Annotated in this window: 26 protein-coding genes; 17 read left to right on the plus strand and 9 right to left on the minus strand. The window is 64.2% G+C overall.

The window, feature by feature from the left end; all coding sequences use genetic code 11:
- The first annotated feature begins 251 nt into the window (after positions 1-251).
- From GCT19_RS32595 to GCT19_RS32605, 3 genes are all read left to right on the plus strand, one after another.
- Complete coding sequence (locus GCT19_RS32595) at positions 252-1307, plus strand: aldo/keto reductase (protein WP_026229216.1); 1056 nt, start codon at positions 252-254, stop codon at positions 1305-1307.
- Positions 1308-1462: 155 nt separating this feature from the next.
- Positions 1463-2509 (plus strand): YncE family protein, encoded by a 1047-nt coding sequence (locus GCT19_RS32600; protein WP_152854217.1) that lies wholly within the window; start codon positions 1463-1465, stop codon positions 2507-2509.
- A gap of 20 nt (positions 2510-2529) precedes the next feature.
- Positions 2530-3537 (plus strand): sterol desaturase family protein, encoded by a 1008-nt coding sequence (locus tag GCT19_RS32605; RefSeq protein ID WP_152854218.1) that lies wholly within the window; start codon positions 2530-2532, stop codon positions 3535-3537.
- A 109-nt stretch (positions 3538-3646) separates the two neighbouring features.
- Here GCT19_RS32605 and GCT19_RS32610 read toward each other — a convergent pair whose 3' ends face one another.
- Positions 3647-3988 carry a carboxymuconolactone decarboxylase family protein gene (locus tag GCT19_RS32610; RefSeq protein WP_013091842.1) on the minus strand — a complete coding sequence of 114 codons (342 nt, stop codon included), beginning with the start codon at positions 3986-3988 and terminating at the stop codon, positions 3647-3649.
- A 116-nt stretch (positions 3989-4104) separates the two neighbouring features.
- On the opposite strand from GCT19_RS32610, the gene GCT19_RS32615 reads away from it, so the two are divergent.
- On the plus strand, positions 4105-5085 hold the full coding sequence (locus GCT19_RS32615; RefSeq protein WP_152854219.1) for a cupin domain-containing protein: 981 nt from the start codon (positions 4105-4107) through the stop codon (positions 5083-5085).
- Positions 5086-5112: 27 nt separating this feature from the next.
- Here the strand turns inward: GCT19_RS32615 and GCT19_RS32620 are convergent, their stop codons facing one another.
- Together GCT19_RS32620 and GCT19_RS32625 are read right to left on the minus strand one after the other, a co-directional pair.
- Positions 5113-5685 carry an FUSC family protein gene (locus GCT19_RS32620; RefSeq protein ID WP_018438204.1) on the minus strand — a complete coding sequence of 191 codons (573 nt, stop codon included), beginning with the start codon at positions 5683-5685 and terminating at the stop codon, positions 5113-5115.
- Between the two features lie 72 nt (positions 5686-5757).
- A complete protein-coding gene (locus GCT19_RS32625) occupies positions 5758-7185 on the minus strand; it encodes an aminotransferase-like domain-containing protein (protein ID WP_152854220.1) in 1428 nt (475 codons plus the stop codon).
- Between the two features lie 339 nt (positions 7186-7524).
- Here GCT19_RS32625 and GCT19_RS32630 point away from each other — a divergent pair, with 339 nt between their 5' ends.
- From GCT19_RS32630 to GCT19_RS43675, 3 genes are all read left to right on the plus strand, one after another.
- The gene (locus GCT19_RS32630) at positions 7525-8757 is read left to right on the plus strand and encodes an NAD(P)/FAD-dependent oxidoreductase (protein ID WP_152854221.1); all 1233 of its coding nucleotides are present in this window, start codon (positions 7525-7527) and stop codon (positions 8755-8757) included.
- A 35-nt stretch (positions 8758-8792) separates the two neighbouring features.
- Entirely contained in the window at positions 8793-9941 is a 1149-nt protein-coding gene (locus tag GCT19_RS32635; protein WP_013091837.1) for a branched-chain amino acid ABC transporter substrate-binding protein, read from the plus strand.
- A gap of 67 nt (positions 9942-10008) precedes the next feature.
- Positions 10009-10335: a helix-turn-helix transcriptional regulator gene (locus GCT19_RS43675; protein ID WP_227749385.1), complete on the plus strand. Its 327-nt coding sequence runs from the start codon at positions 10009-10011 to the stop codon at positions 10333-10335.
- Here GCT19_RS43675 and GCT19_RS32645 read toward each other — a convergent pair.
- Together GCT19_RS32645 and GCT19_RS32650 are read right to left on the minus strand one after the other, a co-directional pair.
- A complete protein-coding gene (locus GCT19_RS32645) occupies positions 10233-10646 on the minus strand; it encodes a DUF3175 domain-containing protein (protein WP_026229214.1) in 414 nt (137 codons plus the stop codon). The two genes, GCT19_RS43675 and GCT19_RS32645, sit on opposite strands and share 103 nt — an antisense overlap.
- A gap of 62 nt (positions 10647-10708) precedes the next feature.
- Entirely contained in the window at positions 10709-11215 is a 507-nt protein-coding gene (locus tag GCT19_RS32650) for a PRC-barrel domain-containing protein (RefSeq protein WP_018438199.1), read from the minus strand.
- 301 nt (positions 11216-11516) lie between these two features.
- Here GCT19_RS32650 and GCT19_RS32655 point away from each other — a divergent pair, with 301 nt between their 5' ends.
- Both GCT19_RS32655 and GCT19_RS32660 read left to right on the plus strand, forming a co-directional pair.
- Positions 11517-11828, plus strand: coding sequence for a hypothetical protein (locus tag GCT19_RS32655; RefSeq protein WP_018438198.1), 312 nt, complete (start codon positions 11517-11519; stop codon positions 11826-11828).
- A gap of 84 nt (positions 11829-11912) precedes the next feature.
- Complete coding sequence (locus GCT19_RS32660; protein ID WP_321576906.1) at positions 11913-12209, plus strand: hypothetical protein; 297 nt, start codon at positions 11913-11915, stop codon at positions 12207-12209.
- Positions 12210-12236: 27 nt separating this feature from the next.
- On the opposite strand, the gene GCT19_RS32665 is transcribed toward GCT19_RS32660, so the two are convergent.
- Positions 12237-13523 (minus strand): DNA topoisomerase IB, encoded by a 1287-nt coding sequence (locus tag GCT19_RS32665; RefSeq protein ID WP_152854223.1) that lies wholly within the window; start codon positions 13521-13523, stop codon positions 12237-12239.
- 105 nt (positions 13524-13628) lie between these two features.
- On the opposite strand from GCT19_RS32665, the gene GCT19_RS32670 reads away from it, so the two are divergent.
- The 6 genes from GCT19_RS32670 to GCT19_RS32695 all read left to right on the plus strand — a co-directional run bounded on the left by GCT19_RS32670 (position 13629) and on the right by GCT19_RS32695 (position 17339).
- A complete protein-coding gene (locus tag GCT19_RS32670; protein ID WP_152854224.1) occupies positions 13629-13973 on the plus strand; it encodes a chemotaxis protein in 345 nt (114 codons plus the stop codon).
- 150 nt (positions 13974-14123) lie between these two features.
- Positions 14124-14675 (plus strand): type 1 glutamine amidotransferase domain-containing protein, encoded by a 552-nt coding sequence (locus GCT19_RS32675; protein WP_152854225.1) that lies wholly within the window; start codon positions 14124-14126, stop codon positions 14673-14675.
- An 81-nt stretch (positions 14676-14756) separates the two neighbouring features.
- A complete protein-coding gene (locus GCT19_RS32680) occupies positions 14757-15329 on the plus strand; it encodes a DUF4142 domain-containing protein (protein ID WP_026229212.1) in 573 nt (190 codons plus the stop codon).
- Positions 15326-15670, plus strand: coding sequence for a DUF1488 family protein (locus GCT19_RS32685; protein WP_018438193.1), 345 nt, complete (start codon positions 15326-15328; stop codon positions 15668-15670). Before GCT19_RS32680 ends, GCT19_RS32685 begins: the two co-directional genes overlap by 4 nt.
- A gap of 98 nt (positions 15671-15768) precedes the next feature.
- Positions 15769-16350, plus strand: a complete 582-nt coding sequence (locus GCT19_RS32690) for a glycine zipper domain-containing protein (RefSeq protein WP_152854226.1) — start codon at positions 15769-15771, stop codon at positions 16348-16350.
- A gap of 536 nt (positions 16351-16886) precedes the next feature.
- Positions 16887-17339 carry a PA2169 family four-helix-bundle protein gene (locus GCT19_RS32695; protein WP_013091825.1) on the plus strand — a complete coding sequence of 151 codons (453 nt, stop codon included), beginning with the start codon at positions 16887-16889 and terminating at the stop codon, positions 17337-17339.
- 89 nt (positions 17340-17428) lie between these two features.
- On the opposite strand, the gene GCT19_RS32700 is transcribed toward GCT19_RS32695, so the two are convergent.
- The gene (locus GCT19_RS32700; RefSeq protein ID WP_018438190.1) at positions 17429-17767 is read right to left on the minus strand and encodes a BON domain-containing protein; all 339 of its coding nucleotides are present in this window, start codon (positions 17765-17767) and stop codon (positions 17429-17431) included.
- Between the two features lie 509 nt (positions 17768-18276).
- On the opposite strand from GCT19_RS32700, the gene GCT19_RS32705 reads away from it, so the two are divergent.
- Both GCT19_RS32705 and GCT19_RS32710 read left to right on the plus strand, forming a co-directional pair.
- A complete protein-coding gene (locus GCT19_RS32705) occupies positions 18277-19761 on the plus strand; it encodes an RNA polymerase factor sigma-54 (protein WP_013091823.1) in 1485 nt (494 codons plus the stop codon).
- A 193-nt stretch (positions 19762-19954) separates the two neighbouring features.
- Positions 19955-21130, plus strand: coding sequence for a pyridoxal phosphate-dependent aminotransferase (locus GCT19_RS32710; protein ID WP_152854227.1), 1176 nt, complete (start codon positions 19955-19957; stop codon positions 21128-21130).
- Between the two features lie 9 nt (positions 21131-21139).
- Here the strand turns inward: GCT19_RS32710 and GCT19_RS32715 are convergent, their stop codons facing one another.
- Both GCT19_RS32715 and GCT19_RS32720 read right to left on the minus strand, forming a co-directional pair.
- Positions 21140-21937, minus strand: coding sequence for a sulfotransferase family protein (locus GCT19_RS32715; RefSeq protein WP_152854228.1), 798 nt, complete (start codon positions 21935-21937; stop codon positions 21140-21142).
- Between the two features lie 176 nt (positions 21938-22113).
- Positions 22114-23103 carry a ferritin-like domain-containing protein gene (locus GCT19_RS32720; protein ID WP_152854229.1) on the minus strand — a complete coding sequence of 330 codons (990 nt, stop codon included), beginning with the start codon at positions 23101-23103 and terminating at the stop codon, positions 22114-22116.
- Positions 23104-23126: the final 23 nt, after the last annotated feature.

Below are 23126 nucleotides of genomic sequence, written 5' to 3' on the forward strand. Positions count from 1 at the left end.
CCAGTGGGGAGCCGCCCGGATCGGTATCCGCCGCTGTCGCCCGTGTTTGCGGTGGCGGCGATTCCAAGTGACGGCCACGCTGACGGCGCAATAGCGGTCAGTCTCGCAGGTTTTCGGCGCTCGCGCGCGGCGCGTTGGGCGTTGCGTTACTGCTGGAATTCGTAGTTTCGCCGCGAGCGCCTCTGCTGCCGCCCTGCGCCGTTTGCAGTACGCTTGACGATTCTCCCTGCACCCACGATGGAGCGTCGACGATGCGATATAACCAGTTGGGCCGTACCGGTGTGTTTGTCTCGGAGTTGTGTTTGGGCACGATGACCTTCGGCGGTGGCGAGGGCATCTGGCGGCAGATCGGCGATCTGCAGCAGGAAGATGCGGAGCGGCTGGTCGGCCGGGCGCTCGACGCGGGCATTAATTTCATCGACACGGCCGACGTCTACGCGGGCGGCCTGTCCGAGCTGATCACGGGCAACGCGCTGAAAAACCTGAAAGTGCCGCGCGACAAGGTCGTGATCGCGACCAAGGTGTTCGGCCAGACCGGCGAGTTCGCGAACGCGCGCGGTGCGTCGCGCTATCACATCCTCGACGGCATCAAGGCGAGCCTGAAGCGTCTACAACTCGATCACGTCGACCTCTATCAGATCCACGGTTTCGATCCGGCCACGCCGATCGAAGAAACCGTGCGCGCGCTCGATACGCTCGTGCAGCACGGCCACGTGCGCTATGTCGGCGTGTCGAACTGGGCCGCATGGCAAATCGCGAAGGCGCTCGGCATCGCAGAGCGGCTCGGCGCCGCGCGTTTCGAAACGCTGCAAGCGTATTACTCGCTCGCGGGCCGCGATCTCGAACGCGAGCTCGTGCCGATGCTGCAAAGCGAAGGCCTCGGTCTGATGGTATGGAGTCCGCTCGCGGGTGGTTTTCTGAGCGGCAAATACGGACGTGAACAGCAGGGTGAAGCGGGCAGCCGTCGCACGACTTTCGATTTTCCGCCGATCGATCGCGAGCGCGCGTACGACTGCATCGACGTGATGCGCGAGATGGCCGCGGCGAAGACTGTTTCGGTCGCGCAGATCGCGTTGGCGTGGCTGCTGCATCAGCGTGTCGTCAGCACGGTGATCGTCGGCGCGAAGAAAATCGAGCAGCTCGACGACAACATCGCGGCGACCAACGTCGCGCTATCCGCCGATGAGCTCGCGAAGCTCGCCGAGGTCAGCGCGCTGCCAGCCGAGTATCCGGGCTGGATGCTGGAGCGGCAGGGCGAACAGCGCCGTCAGCAACTGGCCGAGGTTCGGCACGTCGTGCAGCGATAGCGCGAAGGCGTTCTCGCGAACGCTGAAGAAGGCCTGAATCTTCATCGTTGGGCCGCGCGAGTTTGATGCTCGCGCGGCCGCGACGATCATCACATTTGCCGCGCGATTGCGCGTAGACTTCACACGGCAGGTCTTCTTCCGCATCGGCCGCACCGATGCCCCGCGTCGTATTTCAAACTCCTATCCGGTTCGTGACATTCGCACTCGCTTCGATTACAAAAGCCGGCGCTTTCGTGGCGTTCGCTTGCTGTTGGCTGACAGTGCCTCATCTCGCGCACGCCGCCGACAACGTGATCGTGCTCGACTCGGGCGAAGCGCAGCTCACGTTGATCGATCCCGTCACGCACAAAGTGATCGGCACCGAGTCGACCGGCAAGGAGCCCCATCATCTGATGATCACGCCCGATGGCCGTTCGCTGATCGTCGCGGATGCGACTTCGAATGACCTGATGTTCGTCGACCCTCACAGCGGCCGGGTGCAACGCCGTGTCGAAGGCATCGAAGATCCGTATCAGCTTGGCTTTTCGCCTGACCACAGGTGGTTCGTCACCGCTGGCCTGAGGCTCGATCGCGTCGACATCTATCACTACGATGGCGAAAGCGTGACGCTCGCAAAGCGGATTCCGCTCGCGAAGACGCCGAGCCACCTGACCTTTGCATCCGATAACCGCACCGTGTTCGTGACGCTTCAGGACACGGGCGAGGTCGCGGCGATCGATCTGCCGACACAGTCAGTCTCGTGGAAGCTGCATGTAGGCAAGACGCCAGCGGGACTCTGGATGACACCCGGCGATCGTTATCTGCTGGTCGGCATGACGGGCGAAGACAACGTCGCGGTGGTCGACTGGAAGAACCGCCAACTCGTGAAGAAGATCCGCACGGGCCGCGGCGCGCACAACTTTCGCAATCTCGACGATGGCCAGCACATCGCCGTGTCGAATCGCGTGGAAAACACGGTCAGCATCCTCGACTACAACGCGCTGACCAAAGTGGCCGACATCACCGGCTTGATGCCGGGCCCTGACGACATGGAACTCTCGGCGGACCGGCGCTATCTATGGGTCACGTTCCGCTTCGCGAGGCACGTCGGCGTCATCGACCTGAGCACGCATCGGCTGGTGGATACGATCGCGGTGGGGCGTTCGCCGCACGGTCTGTATTTCGCCAACCGCGCGCCGGTCTACGCGCCCAATCCGGACTGACGCAACCCGAAAGGCTTTAGATGATTCACGAACTCGTCGCTCAACTCGACAACGGCATCTCAGCCCTGCAGACGCTGCTGTACGTCGACGTGGTCCAGCCGATCTTCTACCGCTTCAATCTGATGGGCTATGACGAAGACACTTACGATGCGCTCTACTGGGTGATCGTCGGCGCGTTGCAGATAGTCGTGTCGTATCTGGTGTTGCGCCCGCTCGAAGCGCTGCGTCCGGTGGAGACATGGGCGGACCGCAGGGCGTTGCGCGCGGACGTGATCTACACGTGGATCGCCAAGCTCGGCATCATCAATCTTGCGTTCTTCTTTCTGCTGCAGCCGTTCTTCAACCATTGGCAGAGCCTGATGGCGATCCACGGCGTGCCCAACATCGAAGTCGATGACTTGTGGCCGGGCGTCACCGATCAGCCACTCGTGTCGTTTCTGATCTATCTGATCGTGCTCGATTTCGCCGGCTACTGGTATCACCGTTGGCAACATCGGTTCGGCGTCTGGTGGGAGTTGCATGCGGTTCATCACAGCCAGCGGCAGATGTCATTGTGGGCCGACGACCGCAACCACTTTTTAGACGACATCTTGCAAGCGGCGTTTTTTGCGGCCATTGCGCTGTTCATCGGTGTGCAGCCAAACCAGTTCGTCGTGCTCGTCGCACTCGGCAATTTCATGCAGAGCGTACAGCACGTGAATGCGCGCCTCACATATGGATGGCTGCTCGAACGGCTGATCGTGAGCCCGGCGTTTCATCGGCGTCATCATGCCATTGGCTATGGCCATGATGGCAGCCGCTACGGGTGCAACTTCGGCGTGCTGTTCCCGTGGTGGGACATGCTGTTCGGCACCGCATCGTGGGACCGCGCCGTCGAGCCGACCGGCATCCGCGATCAGTTGCCCGCGCCGCATGGTGCCGCGCGCTCGTATGGGGATGGACTGATCGCGCAGCAGTGGTACGCGTTCGGCCGCATCGCCGCGCGGCTGCGTGGCCGGCAGGGTGCGGGCGGGCAGATCAATCCATGAAGTTCGGGGTGAACGCCGTGCGCCGCATCATCGAACCTGCTCGTGATGGCTGCGGCGCGTAGGCACTGGCGATGGCGTACGGATCGCAGTGGCTGGCCAGCGGTCCCGCTTACCCCTGCGAATGCGCGGCGACCGCGTCCAGCGTGCGAGCCGAGTACACCAGCGTCGCGCCCGCGTTGATCGCCATCGCGACGCCGAGCGCTTCGGCGATTTCCTCGCGGGTCGCGCCATGCTTCAGCGCCTCGGCCGTATGGACCGTGATACAGCCGTCACAGCGCAGGCTCACCGCGACCGCGAGCGCAATCAGCTCGCGCGTTTTCGCGCCGAGCAGATCGGTCTTCTGACCGGCGCTCGACATCGCCTGATACGCCTTCACGCTGTCCGGCGCGAGCTTCGACATTTCGCCGATACGGCCGAACAGTTCCTTGCGGTAATCGATCCAGTTCAACATAGCAGTGCTCCTTGGTCCGTTGCGCGCCGGCGGTTGCCGGCGTCGTGGAAACAGTATTGCGCCGCGCCGCGATATCCTGAATACTCATTCCACTCAACTTTTAGCGCGCGCGTCTCATGGACACCCTCAGTCGCCTGATCGACCTTGCCCGACCGCAAGCGAGCCTCGATCTTCGCTGCCTGCTATCAGGCGCATTCGATATCGATCACGCGCCGCTGGAAGGCGGGGTCGCGCCGTTTCATCTGGTGCTCGACGGCAGTTGCGTGATCGAGACCGCGGCCGGCGAGCAGCTCGAATTGCAGGCCGGCGATTTCATGCTGTTTCCGCGTGGCGCCGCGCATCGCGTGCGCGACGTGAAGCGCTCGGCGGGCGGCCTGCCGCTGACGCTCGGGCACGACGGCATGCTGCCGGTGCGGCGCAACGATGGCCACGAAGCCACCGCCACCTCCGCGCAGGAGTCCGACCACACCGCGACTCATGACGGCGTCGATCTGCTGTGCGGCCGCTTCGTCTATGCGCCCGGTTCGTCGGCGCTGCTGCTCGATGCGCTGCCCGATCCGCTGCACGTGTCGCTCGGCGACGCGCGAACGCTCGATGCGTTGCAAACGGTGATCACTTTGATGCGCGGCGAAGCGGCGCGGCGTCAGCCTGGCGCGCTCACCATCGTGACGGCCTTGAGCCAGGCGCTGTTCGCGATGGCACTGCGCGTGCACGGCGAGCGCAATGCGAACAGCGCCGGCACGCTCGCGTTGCTGACGGACGCGCGCCTCGGCGCCTCGGTGCAAGCGATGCTCGACGCCCCCGAACGCGCCTGGACGATCTCCGAACTCGGCGAGCGCGCGGCGATGTCGCGCGCGACCTATGCGCGCCGTTTCAACGAGCGCGCGGGCGTGACCGTGATGGATTTTCTGACGCAGATCCGCATGGCAATCGCCAGCGACCTGCTGTTGCGCACGCAACGCAGCGCGGCGGACATCGGCGAGGCGGTCGGCTATCAGTCGGAGGCGGCGTTTGGCAAGGCGTTTGCACAAAGCGTCGGCGTGACGCCGGGACGTTACCGGCGCCGCACGCAAGCGGACGATGCTGCGGAGGACTGACTGAAGAATCGACGCGCGCGCGTGATTCTATTTGGGCGTTTCGCCCTTTCTGAACGCCCGTCTTTCGAGCGACGCCATCAGCCGCGCGACCACGAGAGCGCAGACCGTGCCGAGCGTCACTTCGGCAAGCCGCAGAAAGGCCTTGTCCCACGCGGGGCCGATGCCCGGCGCCAGCAGCATGATCGTCGCGGTAATGCCGCCGAGGCGCGCCGCGCTGCCGACGTTGACGACCCAGCAGATCAGGATCGCGGCGGCGACGGTCGCCGCATAGGCAGCAAAATGGCCGCCGCCCGCGAGCGTGCCGATCAGCCCGCAGATGCCGCCGACCATCGCGCCGATGAACTGGTCGCGCGACAGCTTGCGGGTGTCGATGTAACTGTGCTGGCTCACCCCGATCGCGGTGATCGCGGCCCAGAACGCTTGCTCAGTGTGCAGCGCGCGGCCGATGCCGAACGCGAGACTCGCGCCCGCCACCGCCTGCACCGCCATGAAGCCACCCTCGATCAAGCGGTCGCCGAGCGGCAGCGTCTTTAGGAACGCGAACAGCGCGTCGGCGGCGGGCGTGCGCGAGGAGGGGCTTGAATCGTCGGACGGAGTCATCGGATGAAGGCGGCTCGGCAGGGCGGGGTCGTGCCGTATTCTAGCGGCTCCGCCCGACCCTTCCGCCGCACTCTAGATCGTGCCGAACAGCGCGCGCGGCCGGTCGCGCAGCGTGTGCGCGAGAATCTGCAGGCCGCGCGTCAACTGCTCGCGCGACTCGGCGCAAGCGAGATTGATGCGCACGCCGTGTTCGATCGTCGAGCGATCCACCGCGAACGCGGAGGCCGGCATCGTGTTGACGCCGCGCGCGAGCGCGTTGGCCGCGAAGTCGTCCGAGCGCCACGGCGGCGGCACGCGCAACCACACGAACATGCATGCGGGATCGCTCTTCAAATGCTCGGCGGGCAAGAGTTCTCGCGCGATCTCCTGGCGCGCGCGCAACTCGGCGCGTTGCGCGTCGAGGATCGTCTGCGCGGTGCCGTCCTCGATCCAGCGCGTGGCGATCAGCGTCGACAACGGCGCGGGCATCCACGCGGTCGTGCGCACCGCTTCCGCGGCCAGCGCCGCGCCATGCGGCGGCGTGCGCAGATAGCCGATACGTAGACCCGGCGCGAGAATCTTCGACGTCGACGTGATGTGGAAGGTCAGTTCCGGGCACAGGCTCGCAATCGTCGGCAGGCGCGCTTGCAGCAGCGGGCCGTACACGTCGTCTTCGATGATCACGATGTGATGCCGACGCGCGATGTCGGCGAGCGCCGCGCGACGCGCGAGGCTCATCGTCACGACGGTCGGGTTCTGCAGATTCGGCACCGTGAAGATCGCCTTCACGCGCCGATGCCGGCACGCGTCTTCGAGACGGTCGGGCAGCAGCCCTTCGTCGTCGCTCGGAATGCCGACGAGCTCGAACTGAAATACCGGCGCCAGGGCTTTCAGGCCGTAGTAGGTCAGCTGATCCGACAGGATCACGCCTTCATGCCCCATCAGGCTGCTCAGCACCGCATACAGGCCATGCTGCGCGCCGCTCGTCACGACCACGCTGTCGGCGCCAGGTGTGAAGCCGGGCGCGGCGAGCCATTGCGCGCCCGCGGCCCGCGCCCATTCGGGGCCTTGCGGCGGCTGATATTCCTGGGTCTCTGGATAGCGCGGATCGTGCGCGATCTGCGTCAGCGTCCGCGCGAGCTGTGTGAGGAATTCACCGGTGGCAGGCCGGTTCACGGTCAGGTCGAGCACGGCGTTCGCGTCAGCGTTGCCGATTGCCGATGGGTTGTCGCGGCGGGCGTGCACGGCAGGCATGGCGCCGCCGGTGACGATCGAGCCGCGCCGCTTGCTCGCGACGATCAGCCCACGCGCCTGTAACTCCTTATACGCGCGCGACACGGTGGAGACATTCAGGCCCAGCTCCGACGCGAGCTCGCGCTGCGGCGGCAGACGGCTGCCCGGCGGGTAGAGACCGTTGCGGACTTTTTCCTCGAGGCTGCGCGACACTTCGAGATAAGTCGGCTGACGCCCCTTTGTCTGGAGAACGTCTTCGCCGTTTGTGTGGTCAATTGCGCTTTTCATCCAGCGTGAATCTCCATACAAAAACTCGTTCGAGCATGCAGGACAAGCCAATACTAAACCTGTTTGTCCTCGAGTCGGCAACCGAACTACACCGCCCTGCACAATGTCAGCCCGTTTCGCTCGGGGAAAGTACCTAAGTCCACACAAAGCCAAATTAATTGCACACAAAAAAATTTTGTGTGAGTATTAAAGCATGATTTGTGTGGCGCCGTGTCGAAAGACGACGCGCAACTGTAGTACAGGAGGGACGGTCGTGACAGAGCAGAGCACGCTGCTGCCGGTCGGTGCAGCCGGCGCGAGATCGGGTCGGGCGGCCAGTGCGGCCGGCCGGCGAACGCGATGAGCGAGGTCGCGGTGCTGGGCGCAGGCTTCGTCGGCCTGTCGAGCGCCTACTGGCTGATGCGCGACGGTCACCACGTCACGCTGTTCGATGCGCTCGGTCCGGGCGAGGGCACGTCATTCGGCAATGCGGGCACGTTCGCCAACTACGGCTGCATTCCGGTGAACAATCCGGCGGTGTTCCGCAATCTGCCGCGCTTCCTGTTTTCGCCGACGAGTCCGCTGCGGATTCGCTGGCGCTATCTGCCGCAACTCGCGCCCTGGCTTGCGCGCTTTTTATGCGCGTCGATGCCGCGGCGCTACGAGCACAGCGCGCAGGCTCTCGCAAGCCTGCTGTCGCGCGCGTTCGACGGTTACCGCGAGATGCTCGAAAGCGACGACCTGTCGCGCTTCGTCCGGCCGCGGGAATGCCTGTACCTGTATTCGAATGCGGCGTCGTTCGACGCGGCCCAGCCGTCGCTCGCGTTGCGCCGCTCGCTCGGCGTGCGCTTCGAAAACTTCGACCGCGCCGGCATCGCCGCACTCGAACCGAATCTCGCGCCGATCTTTGCGCACGGCACGTTGTTCAACGACAGCTGGTTCCTCAGCGACCCGCGCGGCTTTTTGCAGACGCTGCACGCGGCGCTGCTCGCTCGCGGTCTCAGGCATCAGCGCGTCGCGGTTCGCACGCTTGTGCCCGGCGCCAACAGCGTGCGCATCGTCGACGAAGCGGGTTGCTCCTATGACGCCGCGCAGGCGGTCGTCTGTGCGGGCGCGTTTTCGGGCCGCTTCGCGCGCCAATGCGGCGACCGCGTACCGCTCGATACCGAGCGCGGCTATCACGTGCGCTTCCCCGGTACGTCTTCGCTGATTTCACGGCCGTGCGGCTGGGCCGAGCGCGGCTTCTACATGGTGCCGATGGACGGCGGCATCCGCGCCGCGGGCACCGTCGAACTGGGCGGCTATGGACCGCAGCGCAATGCCGCGCTGCTCGATCTGATCACGCGCTCCGCGCGGCACGCGCTGCCGCAATTGCCGCAACCGGATAGCGACTGGCTCGGTTTCCGGCCGAGCCTGCCCGACGGTTTGCCGGTCGTCGGAGCGTCGAGCGCGTCGCCGCGCGTCGTCTACGCATTCGGTCATCAGCATCTGGGCGTCACGCTGGGCGGCGTGACGGGCAGCGTCGTCGCCGATCTGGTGGCGGGGCGCGTGCCGCCGGTCGATCTCGAGCCTTATAGCCCGCGTCGTTTTTAATCACCGCAACTGCTGCACGGAAGAGGACGGACATCATGAAACGCAGAAACCTGGTTGTCGCACTCGCCCTTGGGATGTTGTGCGCGCATGCGCCGTCGTACGGCGCCGAGCCGCAAATCGTCAAGATCGGCTTCGTCGGACCGCTGACCGGACCGGTCGCGCGGGTCGGCAAGGACCTGCAGAACGGCGCGCAGCTCGCGGTGGATGAAGCGAACGCGAAGCATCCAATGATCGGCGGCAAACCCGTCAAATATGTGCTCGACGTGCAGGACGATCAGGCCGATCCGCGCATCGCGATCCAGGTCGCGCAGAAGCTCGTCGACGACGGCGTGGTCGGCGTGATCGGCCATTACAACTCGGGCTGCAGCATTCCGGCCTCGGCCGTCTATCACACGGCGAACGTCGCAATGATCACGCCGGGCTCGACCAATCCGGCGCTCACGGCGCAGGGTTTCGCGAACGTGTTTCGCACGATGGGGCACGACGGCGTGGGCGGCGTGATTGCAGGCGAGTTCGCGGTGCAGCAGTTGAAGGCGAAGCGCATCGGCATCATCGACGATCGCACCGCGTTCGGCCAGGGCCTCGCCGACGCATTCGAGAAGGGCGCAAAGCAGGCGAACGGCAATGTCGTCGATCGGGAGTTCACGAACGACAAGGCGGTCGATCTGCGCGCGATCCTGACTTCGCTGAAGCAGAAAAACGTCGACCTGATCTTCTTCGGCGGACTCGACGAGCAGGGCGCGATGCTGGTCAAGCAGATGCGCTCGCTCGGCATGCCCGCACAACTGTTCGGCGCGGGCGCGCTGAAGAGCAATGCGTTCCTGCAGATCGCGGGCAACGCGGGCGAGGGGACGCGCGATCTCGAGCCTGGTCCCGCGCTCGACAAGCTGCCGTCCGCGCAGGAGTTCGGCAAGCGCTACAAGGCGCGCTTCAATCAGGATGTCGAGCTTTATGCGCCGTTCGCCTACGACGCCGCGCTCGCGATGATTCAGGCGATCCAGGACGCGGACTCGCTCGATCGCGCGAAGATCGTCGCGGCTTTTCCGAAGGTGAACGTGACGGGCGTGACGGGGAAAATCGCGTTCGATCCGCATGGGGATCTGATCAAGCCGCCTTATACGCTGTTCGAGGTGCAGCAGGGGCAGTGGAAGAGTCAGCGGACCGTGGGCGGCGGTGGGGTGTGAGAAATCGCAGTTGTCGGATATCAGTGGCGATACCGACATTTCGACCGTGGTCGGGCAGACTGGCTGTATGTCCTCGAAGATTTCGCACAATTATCGTCGCCCGCCGCTGTCCAACAAGGAAATCGGACGATCGTTGAATCTGGCGCCCGAGACGGTCAAATGGCATATGAAAAACGTATTCGAAAAACTGAACGTCAATTCGCGGTTCGAGGCCGTGCAGAGTGCCTTCGGCATTCAGCCCGGCGCCGACTCAAGCGTCTGGCCGCGTGATGTCGCCGCCCTCCCGGCAACTCAGCGCGGCTCGCGTCCGAATGCTTCGCGCAGCTTGCGCTTGGCCTGTTGCAACGTATCGCGCCGCTCCTTCGGCAGGTTTCGGCCCGCTCGATTGATGTAGAAATTGAGCATCGACATCGCCGATTGAAACGGTGTGCCCTTGCGTCGACGGCTCACCGTCGACGAGTGCTTCAACGATCGCGCGATGGACTCCGCGCTGCCGGTTTTGAAAATATCCTTCTGGATGTCCATCGCGTCGCTCGTTTCCATAACGTGATGCGACCATTTCTTCGCGCCGGATGCGCCGCTCGACTTCGCGGTTTTGGCGCGATGCGCGGCCTGCGCCTGCGCATGGCGCTGGCGCGGCGGCCGTCCCGACTTGCCACGCGACACAGGGCGTTTTGATCTGCTGCTGCTCTTTCGGGTCGCCATTGTGTTCTCTCCTGAAGCGGAACGCCGCACTGGCCACGCATCGGAAGTGGTCGGTTCGGCGATCAGAGCTTCACGCCACCGGACTCGGGTGCATCCGACGAACCCGGGGGAATGTCGCCGACACCCACGTCGTTGCGGTTCGTATAGACGTCGCCGCCCCAGTACGGTTCGCTGCCGTAGTACTGATGCACGGTGGTGGCCCACGTCTGATCCGCCATCGATGGCCAGTGATCCTTGTCAAATCCCGGTGCGTTCTTCACGCGCTCGGCCACCATGTTCAACACGAAGCATTTTTCCTGCGTATCCAGCGTTAGTGCACTCCACGGAATCGCGAGCAGCTTGTCGCCGATGCCGAGAAAACCGCCGCTCGACAGCACCGCATACGCGATGCGGCCTGAACGCACGTCGAGCATGATGTCCTTGATCTTGCCGATGTGCTCGCCGTCGCTGCTGATGACCTTGTTGCCGTCGAGCGTAGCCGCGGCCATGACATCCGGGCCTGGGCCTTCCGCGGTCGCGGCGCCTTTGCCGACGATGTTCGCGCCTTGCGTCTGGGTCTGCATCACCATGATGGGCTCCTTTGATGGGGTGAATGTACCCAGGCATTTAGCAACGGCCGTTCCATCGAGCCGTAGGGCGCAGTTACTCGATGGCAGCCCGCGCCGCATTCTCGCGACGAGGCGCCGCGTGCGTAAAGGATGCGACAGCGTTTGCAATTATTGCGTCCGTGCCGGCGCCAGCGCTGCCCGGCAAAGCGCAACGCACGCATGCGCCGCGCGCATCGCGCGGCATAGGCCTTGCTCGACGTTCAGCGATGGCGGCAGGAACAGAAGGATCACACCCGTCCTTTTTACTTGAGGGAGAACCCAGATGAGCAAATATCCGAAGGCATGGCTGGTGGCGGCATGTGTGGCCGCGTCGGGCGCCGTCGCGTCGGGCGCCGCGTTCGCGCAGACGGGCGGCGGCAACGGCAATAGCGGCGCGGGCGGCGGCAACGCGCATGGCGCGGCCACCGCCGCGCCGACGGCGGGCAACGAGCCCGCACCGAATGCGATGGGCAGCACCGGGGGCTCGACTTCGTCGATGAAACACCATCACAAGAAGTCGAAGGCAACGAAGCCAATGAACGATACGACGAACACGCCCGGCGCCGATGCCAGCAGCGATACAAAGGGACAGTAACGCTGGATCGATGCGGAAGCGGCAATGCACCGTTGCGTTCTTGGTGACGCCCGGACGATGCCGCTTCGCATCGGGGAGAATATCGTGACCAGGAAGATTCATTTTCAGGCGAACATCTGCGGCGGGGACTTCTCGCACGTTCGCGAGTGCTTCAGCAACTGGAAGTCCGAGACCCTCGTGTACCGTCGGCAACAGCCGATGTTCGAAGGCAAGCAGGAAGTGCGGCCATTGTCGGAGCGTGTGTTCGACAACGGTGAAGTCGCGCATAACACGCTCGCGCGCGTTTGTTCGCCACGCGATCAGTATGCGCTGGCGGCCGAGATACGCGATGGGGAACGCGATGTTTGGCTCGTGATGGCGGCATTCGAGGAAGAGGTTTGAACCTTCGTCGATTCATCGCCGAGCCCCTCACTGGGCCGCCGGTTTAGATTCAGATGCCAGTTCTGGCGCAGTGCGCGGCGTACCAGCGCGGGCTGTGGCTCGCCGCTGGGCCGCGCCGCTTTTCTGTTCCGCGGCGGGAGCTTTCCTGCGCACCACGCGGGATTTCTTCAGCAGACTCGTCAGCGAACCGTTGATGCTGTCGTCGGCCGATGACTCGCGCGTCTTGCGTCCTTTCGCAGCGGATGCGCGCGCGAGTTTCGCCGCGCGTTTTTCCGCCTGCGCCAGCAGCACCGCGAAGGCCACTTCATCCACCTTGAGACCGCGGCGCGCCTGAGCTGGCGTGAGGCTCCGCAACTCGTCGGCCTCGAACGCGCTGATGATCGCCGGGTGGATATAACAGCGCCGGCACACAGCGGGCGTATTGCGCAGCAGGTTCGCCACCTCTTTCACGGTCGCGACGATATGACCTCGCGCTTCGGCTGCGCTGCTGCACATCAAACGGCGCAATGCCGCCAGCGCGTACACGCTGCCGGCCCACGTGCGGTAGTCCTTCGCGGTGAAGTCCGCGCCGCTCACGCGGCGCAGGTAGTCGTTGATATCAGTCGAGCCGACGCTGTGGCGCGTGCCGTCTTCGTCGAGATACTGGAACAGGTCGTGGCCGGGCAGCTCTGCGCAACGTCGCACGATGCGCTTGACGTTCGGATTGTCCACTGTCACGTCGTGCTCGATGCCGCTCTTACCGCGAAACTGGAAGCGCAATCGACCGGCCGTTATCTTCACGTGCCTCTTGCGCAACGTAGTCAATCCGTACGACTGATTGTCGCGTGCGTATTCGGCGCTGCCGACGCGAATCAGCGTCGTGTCGAGCAACTGCACGATGGCCGCGACGACCTTGTCGAGCGGCATGCCGGGCAGCTTCAGATCACGCGCAACGCGCGCGCGGATTTTCGGCAAGGCGCGGCCGAACTCGGCCATTCGTTCGTACTTGTCGGCGTCGCGCGTTTCGCGCCAGCGCGGGTGATAGCGGTACTGCTTGCGGCCCCGCGAGTCGCGGCCCGTTGCCTGCAGATGACCTCGCGGATCGGGGCAGATCCAGACGTTTTCGTAGGCCGGGGGGATCGCGAGCGAGTTGATGCGTCGGATCTCGTCCTCATCGACGATGCGCTTGCCGTTCACGTCGAAATAAACGAAGCGGTCCCGCTCGCGCTTGCGTGTGTAGCCGGGCCTCGCGTCGTCGGCGTGGCGCAGGCCCGGCGGCATCGGCTGCGGTGCGGTGTTGTCGTTCGCGGTCGTGGAGTGGGTCGGGGTAGCCATGGTCGCCAGTAGAAAGTTTCAAGCGGCTGAAGCAAGGGGGATGCCATTGAAGCGGAACGGTCCTTGCGGAAAAGTCGATGTGACCAACTGGAAAGGGGAGATTTCATGAGCAGCACACTCAATCCCGATGAAGAGCCGCAGCGGACTGTCAAGCAAACCTCCGACACGACGGGCACGCTCGGTCCCAGCGACTCGTCCGACAGCGGCAGCGACGTCGCAGGCGCGAAGCGTCACGATTTCGACGTCGATACGGAGCTCGACAATCACGCGCTCGAAACCGGCGACGCCGAACTCGGCAGCGATACCGATCGCTCAGGTACGGGCGAGCGTGCGTCGGCCGACGGCGATTCGACGTTGGAAGCGGACCGCGATATCGACACCGACCACGTCGTCGATCCGCAGGTGCCTCCGGGCGCGGAGGGTTCCGACGAAGACCAGACCGATGTCTGACCATGATGCTGTTGGCACACGAAGCGGTTCGCGCTAACCGGCGCAACCGGGCACGTGTTTTGCGGGACAACGCTTTAGCACAGGCGCCGCGCTATGCAAATGCATAACCAGCCAGCGCGCGAGCGCGGCGCCGCAGAAAGGAGAAAACGCATGACTGATGCACTGAATGGCTACAAGGTAGCGGTACTCGCCGTAGACGGTTTCGAGCAGGCCGAACTCGTGGAGCCGAAACGCGCGCTCACCGAGGCCGGCGCGACGGTCCACGTGATTTCGGCGAAGCCGGGCAAGATCCAGGGCTTCAAGCATGTCGACAAGGGCGACACCGTCGATGTCGATGCGACGTTCGACAAAGCCCGTCCTGAAGACTACGACGCGCTGGTGTTGCCGGGCGGCGTCGTAAATGGCGACGCGTTACGACTGCTGCCGCAGGCGCAGGCATTCGTTAAAGCGGTCGACAACGCGAAGAAGCCGATCGCGGTGATCTGCCACGGCACGTGGCTGCCGGTATCGGCGGGGACCATCAAGGGGCGCACCGTGACGAGTTGGCCTAGCCTGCAGGACGATATTCGTAACGCGGGCGGCACGTGGGTCGATCAGGAAGCGGTCGAGGACGGCAATCTGATTTCGAGCCGCAAACCCGCCGATCTGCCCGCATTCAACAAGACGCTGATCGGCCAACTGACGAAGCGCAAGGCGGCTTGATCGAAGGCGGCGCGTTGGCTTCGCCGCCAGCGCATCGGTGATTCGACGCTGCGCATCGGTGATTCGACAGGGAGAAAGTGCATGAAATTCCGGTATTCCCTACAAGTGGTGACTGCCGCGCTGGCTGTGTTGGGCGCGAGCGCCGCAACGATCGACACAGCCTGCGCGCAGGCGAGCGATGCGCCCGCGAGCGCCGCGCCGGCCGGTAAAACGACGCTGTCACCCGCAGATCAGCAGTTCGTGCTCGAAGCGTCGAAGTCGGACGCCACCGAAATCGCCGCCAGCAAGATCGCGCTGAAGAACTCGAACGATCCGCAGGTCAGGAAGTTCGCGCAACAGATGATGACCGACCACACGAAGCTGTCGCAAGCAATGGCCGGGCTGGTCGCGAAGAAGGGTTTCAAGCCAACGCCGTCTGCGGATTCCGCGCTGGTCGGCAAACTGCAGACGTTGAAGGGCAACGAGTTCGATGCGGCCTACGTCGAGCAGGTCGGCGTGGAAGCGCATCAGCGTGCGGTGGACCTGTTCCAGCAGCAAAGCGAAAGCGGCACCGATGCGCAACTGAAGGCCGCGGCCGCGAAAGCGCTGCCGACCATCAAGCATCACCTGGAGATGGCGCAGCAACTGGCCGGCAAATTGAAAGGCTCGTCATGAACGCGATCTTGCCGCGGCCTGCTTATGAGGACTCTCTGATGCAGATCACTTTCCCCGACGACGAACCGGTCTTCGACGGCGCCAATCTGACGGTGCGCTTTCTCGCGCGGGTCGATGGCGAGCCGGTGGTCTGCTCGATCACCGCCGAGGCTCTGGAAGATCACTTCGGCGCGGAATCCGCGCTCGAACCGGCATTGATGGCCGCTTTCGACAGAGGCCGTCAGCGCATCCGCTCGGTCTGCGCCGAAGCGCTCGACCAGAACAACGGCGAAGGCGTCGTGTTGCATAGCGGACTGTTCAGAGTGGAAGGCATGGAACCGGATCGCGGCACCGCGGCGTAGGGCCGCCGCGTGTTGCACTGACTGGGCGCGCCGCTTGTGACGCGCGCTCCCCGGCGACGGTATGGTCCGCGAACGCTAATCAACGATAAGGAGGCGTTATGTCACTCATCGTCGCAGCACGCTTCACGACGTTTCCGGCCGCGGAAAGTGCGGCGCAAAAGCTTTTCGATGCGGGTTTCGTCGAAGAGGACGTCACGCTGTTTTTCGTCAATCCGCGCGGCCAGCACGCGCGTTTCCCGATCGGCGGCGACACCGATAGCGACCCCGGCGCGCGCGAGGCGCCTAAAGGCGCGGGCATGGGCGTGACGATCGGCGCGGCGATCGGCGCGGTGGTTGGCGTGGCGATTTTCGCGGCGTTTTCCGCACCGCTGCTCGTGTCGCTGATCGCGGCGGGTGTCGGCGCGTATGTCGGCTCGCTGATCGGTGCGATGTCGCGCACCAAAGAGCGCGGCAAATCGGACCTTCACGTGCCGTATCACGAGGAGGCGCGCGATTCGGGCGTGCTCGTCGCCGTGCACGTGTCGCCCGACAATCAGCTCGATGCCGCGCGCGTGCTGCGTGAAGCGGGCGGCGTCGCGATCGAGAAGGCGACCGGCCGTTGGCAGCAGGGACGCTGGGCCGATTTCGATCCGACGAGGACGCCCAAGCCGATCCAGGAATTCGCGGAGAAGCGCGCGTGACGTAAGCGAAGCGGCATACCAACGAAAAACGGCTCGATGACGATCATCGGGCCGTTTTCCGTTTTACCGCGCGATTTCGACGTCGCGCTACACCCACGGTTGCCGTGTGTCGTGCGGCGGCTGAAATCGTTCGAGCTGCCTTTCGCTATGCATCGGCTCGCATGAGGCCGGTGTGATGCCGTCATGCGAACGGGCGCAGGCCGACATCGTTGTATGTGGATGGGCGGCCGCCGCGTCGGGTGATGCAATGTGCGCGCGAATCTGCATCACGGTAGCCGAACTGACGATCGCGACCGCCGCCAGGACTTTGACGCTGCCGGATTTTTTCATCGTGATTCCCCCTGTCGTTATAGATTGCCGAACTCATCGACGTAGCAACCGCTGTGCCGCTCGAGGGGACGACCAAAGTGTTTCCGGGCACGCGCGATGCGTGCTATCCAATGCAGCCCGCCGCGCGTCGAACCGATTCATCGCGACGCACATAAAAAGCCCCGCGCGGCGGATTCCGCGATGAACGAAACCCTTGGAGGTATTGAATGGCTACCAACGTTGTTTCCGTATTGAATGACCTGGTCGAAACGTCGAAGGATGGCGAAAAGGGCTTTATGAAAGCAGCCGAGGATGCGCATAACGAAGAGCTGAAGATGCTGTTTCGCTCGACCGCCGAAGAGTGCGCCCGCGGCGCGCGTGAGTTGCAGGATGCCGTTCAGACCCTGGGCGGCAAGCCCGAAACCGGCGGCAGCATGAGCGGTGCGCTGCATCGCGGCTGGGTCGACGTCAGATCGGCGGTTTCGGATCGAAGCGACCATGCGATTCTCGCCGAATGCGAAAAGGGCGAGGACGTCGCGAAGAAGCGCTATCACGATGCGCTCGAAAAGGATTTGCCGGCCGATGTGCGTGCGATCGTCGAGCGGCAATACCAGGGCGTACTGCAGAATCATGATCGCGTGCGCGATCTGCGCGACCAGTATGCGGCGATGAAGCGTTGATCGACGCGTCAGTGCAATAGAAAGAGCCGGCTCTGCCGGCTCTTTTCCGTTCCGCTCGATCGAATCGGCGCGAACCGATTATGCGGATATCAGTCCGCGCCCACCTTCAGTTGGTTCTTCACGCTCTCGACACCCTTTACGTTCTGCACGACATCTTCGGCGGCGGTCTTGTCTTCGGCCGACGGCACCGAACCCGTGAGCCATACGACGCCCTTGCGGGTCTTCACGTGGATATGCGTCGATTTGACGTTCTTCGCGGCAAGCAGATCCGCCTTGACCTTGGTCGTGATGGTGCCGTCGTCGATATGCTGGCCGACGCTTTCCGACGCCGCGGGCGGAGCCGAAGCGCTGGTCTGGGCGTTCGCGTTCAGCGCGAATGCAACGACAACGATGCTGCCGGCGGTCTTAAGAAGCTGGATCGTCTTCATGATTTTCTCCTTCAGGTGGTGATGAAAATGGCGGTCTTGTTGCCGGTGGCCGATCGCGGCGGAAGCCGCTGATGACACACGTGGGTCGTGGCCGCTACGGTACCGTCGGGGGCCCGTTTCTCGACACCGGGCGTCGTATTCGCATCCGCGCATGACTGGCGTGTTTGCAAAGGGCGGCGTCCGTCCACACAACGCTGCTCCGCATGCATCGTGCCCGGCCGCTGCGAGCCTGGTGATGCCGCTCGCGAAAGCCGTATCCATCGGGGTTTGTCGACTGACGAATAGGGCTGTGGCGCGAACGTGCGCGAGGCCGTCGGAGGTGTGAAGAAAGGGATCGGAAATTGCCTGCCGTTTGTAAAAACGGGCGCGCATGGCCCGGAAAATTCATCCGCACGAATAAACAAACCGTAATCAAAACAGCGTCTTGCGCGAACTGGTACGGACGTTGCATTGAAGGAGTGAACTCGGCTCACTGAGTCTTTGACTACCAACGAACGGGATCTACTCCAATGCCTTCAATCGAACTACGCACAAGGCAGTCTCTTGCACTGACGCCTCGTCTTCAGCAGTCGGTGCGTCTCTTGCAATTGTCGGCTCTCGAGTTCCAGCAGGAATTGCGCACGGCGCTCGATACCAATCCGTTCCTCGAATACGACTCATCCGAAGCAGAGGACGTCGCGCTCGCCGGCACGACGCCAACTGATGGCGAAGACGCGAACGCACCCGCCGTCGATACGCTAGCCGCCGCCGAGCCGGACGGACTGCCGGCGGAAAACTCCGGTAGCGATACGCTCGAAAGCGCGGGTCAGGACGACATGCCCGCCGATTTTTCCGGCGACTACGGTTCGCGCAGCTCGGCGCGCCAGAACGGCGACGGGGACGGCAGCGACCCGGCCGATTGGGCTCGCTCGCAACCCACGCTGCGCGAGCAGTTGCACGACGCGTTGCGCCTATACCGTCTCGACGACCGCGATCGCGCGGTGGCCCGTTTCATCATCGAGGCACTCGACGAAGACGGGTATATGCGGCAGTCGCTCGCCGACCTGGCCGACAGCGTCGATCTCGAACCCACGCTGACCGAGGAAGAACTGCTGGTCGCGTTGCGCCTCGTGCAATCGCTCGATCGTCCGGGGCTCGGCGCGCGTTCGCTATCGGAATGCCTCGCGCTGCAGATCAACGCGTTGCCCGCCGATACGCCGGGGCGCGACGTCGCGCGGCAGATCGCCGAGCATCATCTGGAACGTCTCGCGCGCCGCGAACAGGCCGAGCTGCAAAAGCAGATCGGCTGCAGCGCGGAGGAATTGCGCGTGGCCTGCGCGCTGGTGCGCAAGCTCGATCCGAAGCCGGGCAATTGCTACGGCCGCGCCGAGGATAACTATGTGGTGCCCGACGTGATCGTGCGTCAGGCGCGCAACAAGTGGGTCGTGTCGATCAATCCGGCAGTGCAGCCGCGCGCGCGAATCCATCGCATGTATGCGCAGCTGTTCGCGCAGTCGGCCGGCGCCAGCCGCTCGCCGCTCGCGCAACAGCTGCAGGAAGCACGCTGGCTGATCCGCAACGCGCAGCAGCGCTTCGACACGATCCAGCGGGTTGCCGAATGCATCGTCGCGCATCAGAAGGCCTTCTTCCAGTACGGCGAGATCGCGCTGAAGCCGATGGTGCTGCGCGACGTGGCTGACGAGCTGGGCCTGCACGAATCGACGATCTCGCGCGCGACGGGCAACAAATATATGGCGACGCCGCGCGGCATCTTCGAGTTCAAGCATTTCTTCCCGCGCGAGCTCGGCACCGAAAGCGGCGGCACCTGCTCGGCCGCGGCGGTGCGCGCGCTGCTCAAGGAGATGATCGCCGCGGAGAACGCGCGCGATCCGCTGTCGGACGTGACGCTCGCGAAGATGCTCGCAGACCAGGGCGTGCTGGTCGCGCGGCGCACGGTGGCGAAATACCGGCATCTGATGAAGGTGCCGCCGGCGGAACTGCGCCGGCAGCTTTGACGCACCGAAGTTTTAACGGGGGTTTGCAATAAGGTTCGACGGGGGTTTGAAGCAAAGCAAAGCAGTCGCGCAAACAGCAGTACGTTGCGCACAGGGTCATGCGAGGTTGTCCGCTCGCATGACCCTTTTTCGTATCTGGACGTTTCGTCGGCGCGCCATTACATTGGCGAGTCGAATGGAACGGGTGAGCGCAATGAGGTATTCGAATCTGGTCGAGCGACTGCAAGGGCGGCGCACGTCGGCTTGGGAAATCCATCGGGTCGCGCAGCAGGCGGCTGCGAGGGGCGAAGACGTGATCGTGCTGAGCGTAGGAGACCCCGAGTTCTCGACGCCCGCGCCGATCGTCGAGCGCGCCATCGATGCGCTGCGCGCCGGCGATACCCACTATACGGCGATGGCCGGCCGCGAGCCGCTGCGCGCCGCGATCGCCGCCGAGCACGGGCGTACCACGGGCCGTGACGTGAGCGCCGCCAACGTGGTGCTGACCGCTGGCGCGCAAAACGGCCTGTTTGCGGTGTCGCTGTGCCTGCTGGAGGCGGGCGACGAAGTGATCGTTCCCGAGCCGATGTATCTGACCTACGAGGCCTGCGTGCGCGCGGCGGGCGCGACGCTCGTCGCGGTGCCGGTCGATCCGGCGCGCGCGTTTCACGTCGACTGCGACGCGCTCGCGGCGGCGATCACGCCGCGCACGAAGGCGATCTTCTTCGCGACGCCGTGCAATCCGACCGGCGTGGTGATGCAGCGCGCGGATCTCGAGCGCATCGCCCGGCTCGCGTGCGAGCACGACCTGTGGGTGCTGTCCGACGAGGTCTACGCGGAACTGACGTTCGAACGCGACCACGTGAGCATTGCGTCGCTGCCCGGCATGGCGGAGCGCACGGTCACGCTCGGCAGTCTGTCGAAGTCGCACGCGATGGCGGGGTGGCGCGTCGGCTGGGCAATCGGGCCCGCGACGCTGATCGAGCACATGGCGCGGCTCGCGCTCGCGATGCTGTACGGCCTGCCGGGCTTCATCCAGCAGGCCGCATTGACGGCGTTGGAGAACAGGGCGGAGATCGTCGCGGCTATCCGCGAAATCTACCGGCGGCGGCGCGACGTCGTGTTCGAACGCTTGCATCGCGTGCCGGGCCTGCGGTGCCTGTTGCCCGAAGCCGGCATGTTCGTGATGGTCGACGTCAGCGGGACCGGGCTCGATACGACCGGGTTCACGTGGCAGCTGTTTCGCGCGCAAGGCGTGGCCGTGCTCGATGCAAGTGCGTTCGGGGAGACGGCGAACGGCTTCGTCAGGCTGGGGCTGGTGGTGGGCGAGGATCGATTGATCGAGGCGTGCGACAGGATTGCGCGGTTCGTGGAAGGGGTGACGGGCTGACCGAGAACCTCAAGCCGCCGCATAACCCAGCCGACGCGCCTGGGTTCCGGCGAGAGCGAGCAGCGTGTCGTCGCTCGCGGCCGTATCGGGAATCAGATATAGATCGCCGATATCGGTCACCGGATCGCTGAACGGCGTCGGTGAGCGGCGTTGCGAGATCAGGAACTCGCTGATCGGCGATGCATCCGCAAGGCCGAGAAACTGACCGATGCTGGCCGCCGTTTCGCGCGGTTCTTCGATGACCTTCCGGTACGACACGGTCAACGCGCGAGCCGCCGGTATCTCTTCGAAAAATGCGTTGATCTCGCCGACGTATTGCCCCCACACGCGGATGCCGTCCTCGATCGATCCGGTCCAATGCTTGTGCACGAGCGAATTGGCCACGTGGCGAGGATCGCGGTGGATATGAATGAAACGCGCCTGCGGCAGCAGTTCGCGGATCAGACGCAAGCAGGAACCGGAGCGCGGCAGGCGTTCGATCGAACCCGTTCGGCCCGACAGTACCGTAGGGTCGGCGTACGACGGATGCTTGTCGCCCCAGATCGGCGCGCCGAACTTCAACTCTTCCCGATAGAAGCGCTCGACCCACCCGCCCAGCGTACGATGGCCGAATGCGAGCAGGCGCTCGCGTGAAGTATCGCCGAGCAGATCGGCGCGATGGCAGCCGACTTCGAGGAAGTCCTTCAGCAACGCAAACACGCGGCATTCGTTGGTCAGCTGGATCAGAGGATGCGCATTCAGCACCGAACAAAGAAAGGTCGTTCCGGACCGGGGCGAGCCAATGATGAATAGCGGGAAGGACTCCATTGCGCGCTCCTTGTCGTTCGCTTGGGTTCCCAGCTTACGCAAGCAGCATGGCGTCAGCCTGACGCGGGCATGACTGCCGCGCCACTCGCTTGGATGGCCAGTGACTTCGACCGTCAAGCGGCGATTCGCAATTCTCGAATGCGGGGCGCGCGGGCACAGCGCGCGTTCGGCGCAGCTTATTTTTTCTTACGCACGAACTTCAAGCCGAAGCGCACCAGCCGCGGCATCGTTGCGGGCCGCAACAGCCGTGGGTCATAGCCCGCGAAGCGGCGTTCGTTTTCCTGAAGACACAGTTGCATCAATTGGGGCACGCTGATATCGACATCCGTCACCGACTGCGCGCCGTTGACCGTGAAGTTGTTATCGTGTTCGTGGACGTTGCCGTCGGCATCCATCGCACGCGCGAGCCCGATACGCTCCCAAACCAGAAACGCCCACACGCCCAATACCTTGAGCTCGAAGCGGATGCGCTGCCACCACGAAAGCTGCGCGCGATGCCAGGCGACCCAGTTCGCGAACAGCAGAATATGGCGGCACTCTTCCTGCATCACCGGCTCGAACGTTTCCGTCAGTTCCGGCGGGAACAGGCCCGAGCGCCGCGCCACTTCGAACAGGCCGAAGGCAAAGAAGCTGTCGATACATTCGCTATAGCCGGTCACGAGGTAAGCCCGCTCCGTGTCTTTCGGATAGACGTACGGAGGCTCGCTCGCGAGCTCGATGCCATACGCATGCACCATGCGCGACAGCACTTCCTTATGGCGGTTTTCTTCCCACGCGTTCAGCGCAAGCGCGTCGCGCAGGTCCGGGGTGTCGAGCGTCGCGGCGTAGGCGGCCATGCGCAGGCGGGCTCTGCCTTCGGTTTGCACGGCGATGTCCCAGATCGGCAGCTCGACGATGCGCTTGAGCGTCGCGGCTTCGAGTGGCGGCCACTCGAGCACGGACGGGCGATACGGATTGAAGGTCTCGCGGAACATGCGGCACATTTCGTGCCGGTGCACGTCGGAGCCGGGCGTCAGCGGGCCGCTGACGGTGCTCGTCCAGTGCCGCATCGCGTGCTCGGCGGCGTCGAGGGTCGAGGGGGCCGGCTGTTCCTGCGGCAGGTGCGGCGCGCGAAAGCCCGGGATCAGCGCGGCAGCGTCGAATGCATCCAGTACCAGTTGGTCCATTGGGTATTCTCGGCAAGGCGACG

Source organism: Paraburkholderia atlantica, from assembly GCF_009362785.1.
GTDB classification, from domain to species: Bacteria; Pseudomonadota; Gammaproteobacteria; order Burkholderiales; family Burkholderiaceae; genus Paraburkholderia; species Paraburkholderia atlantica.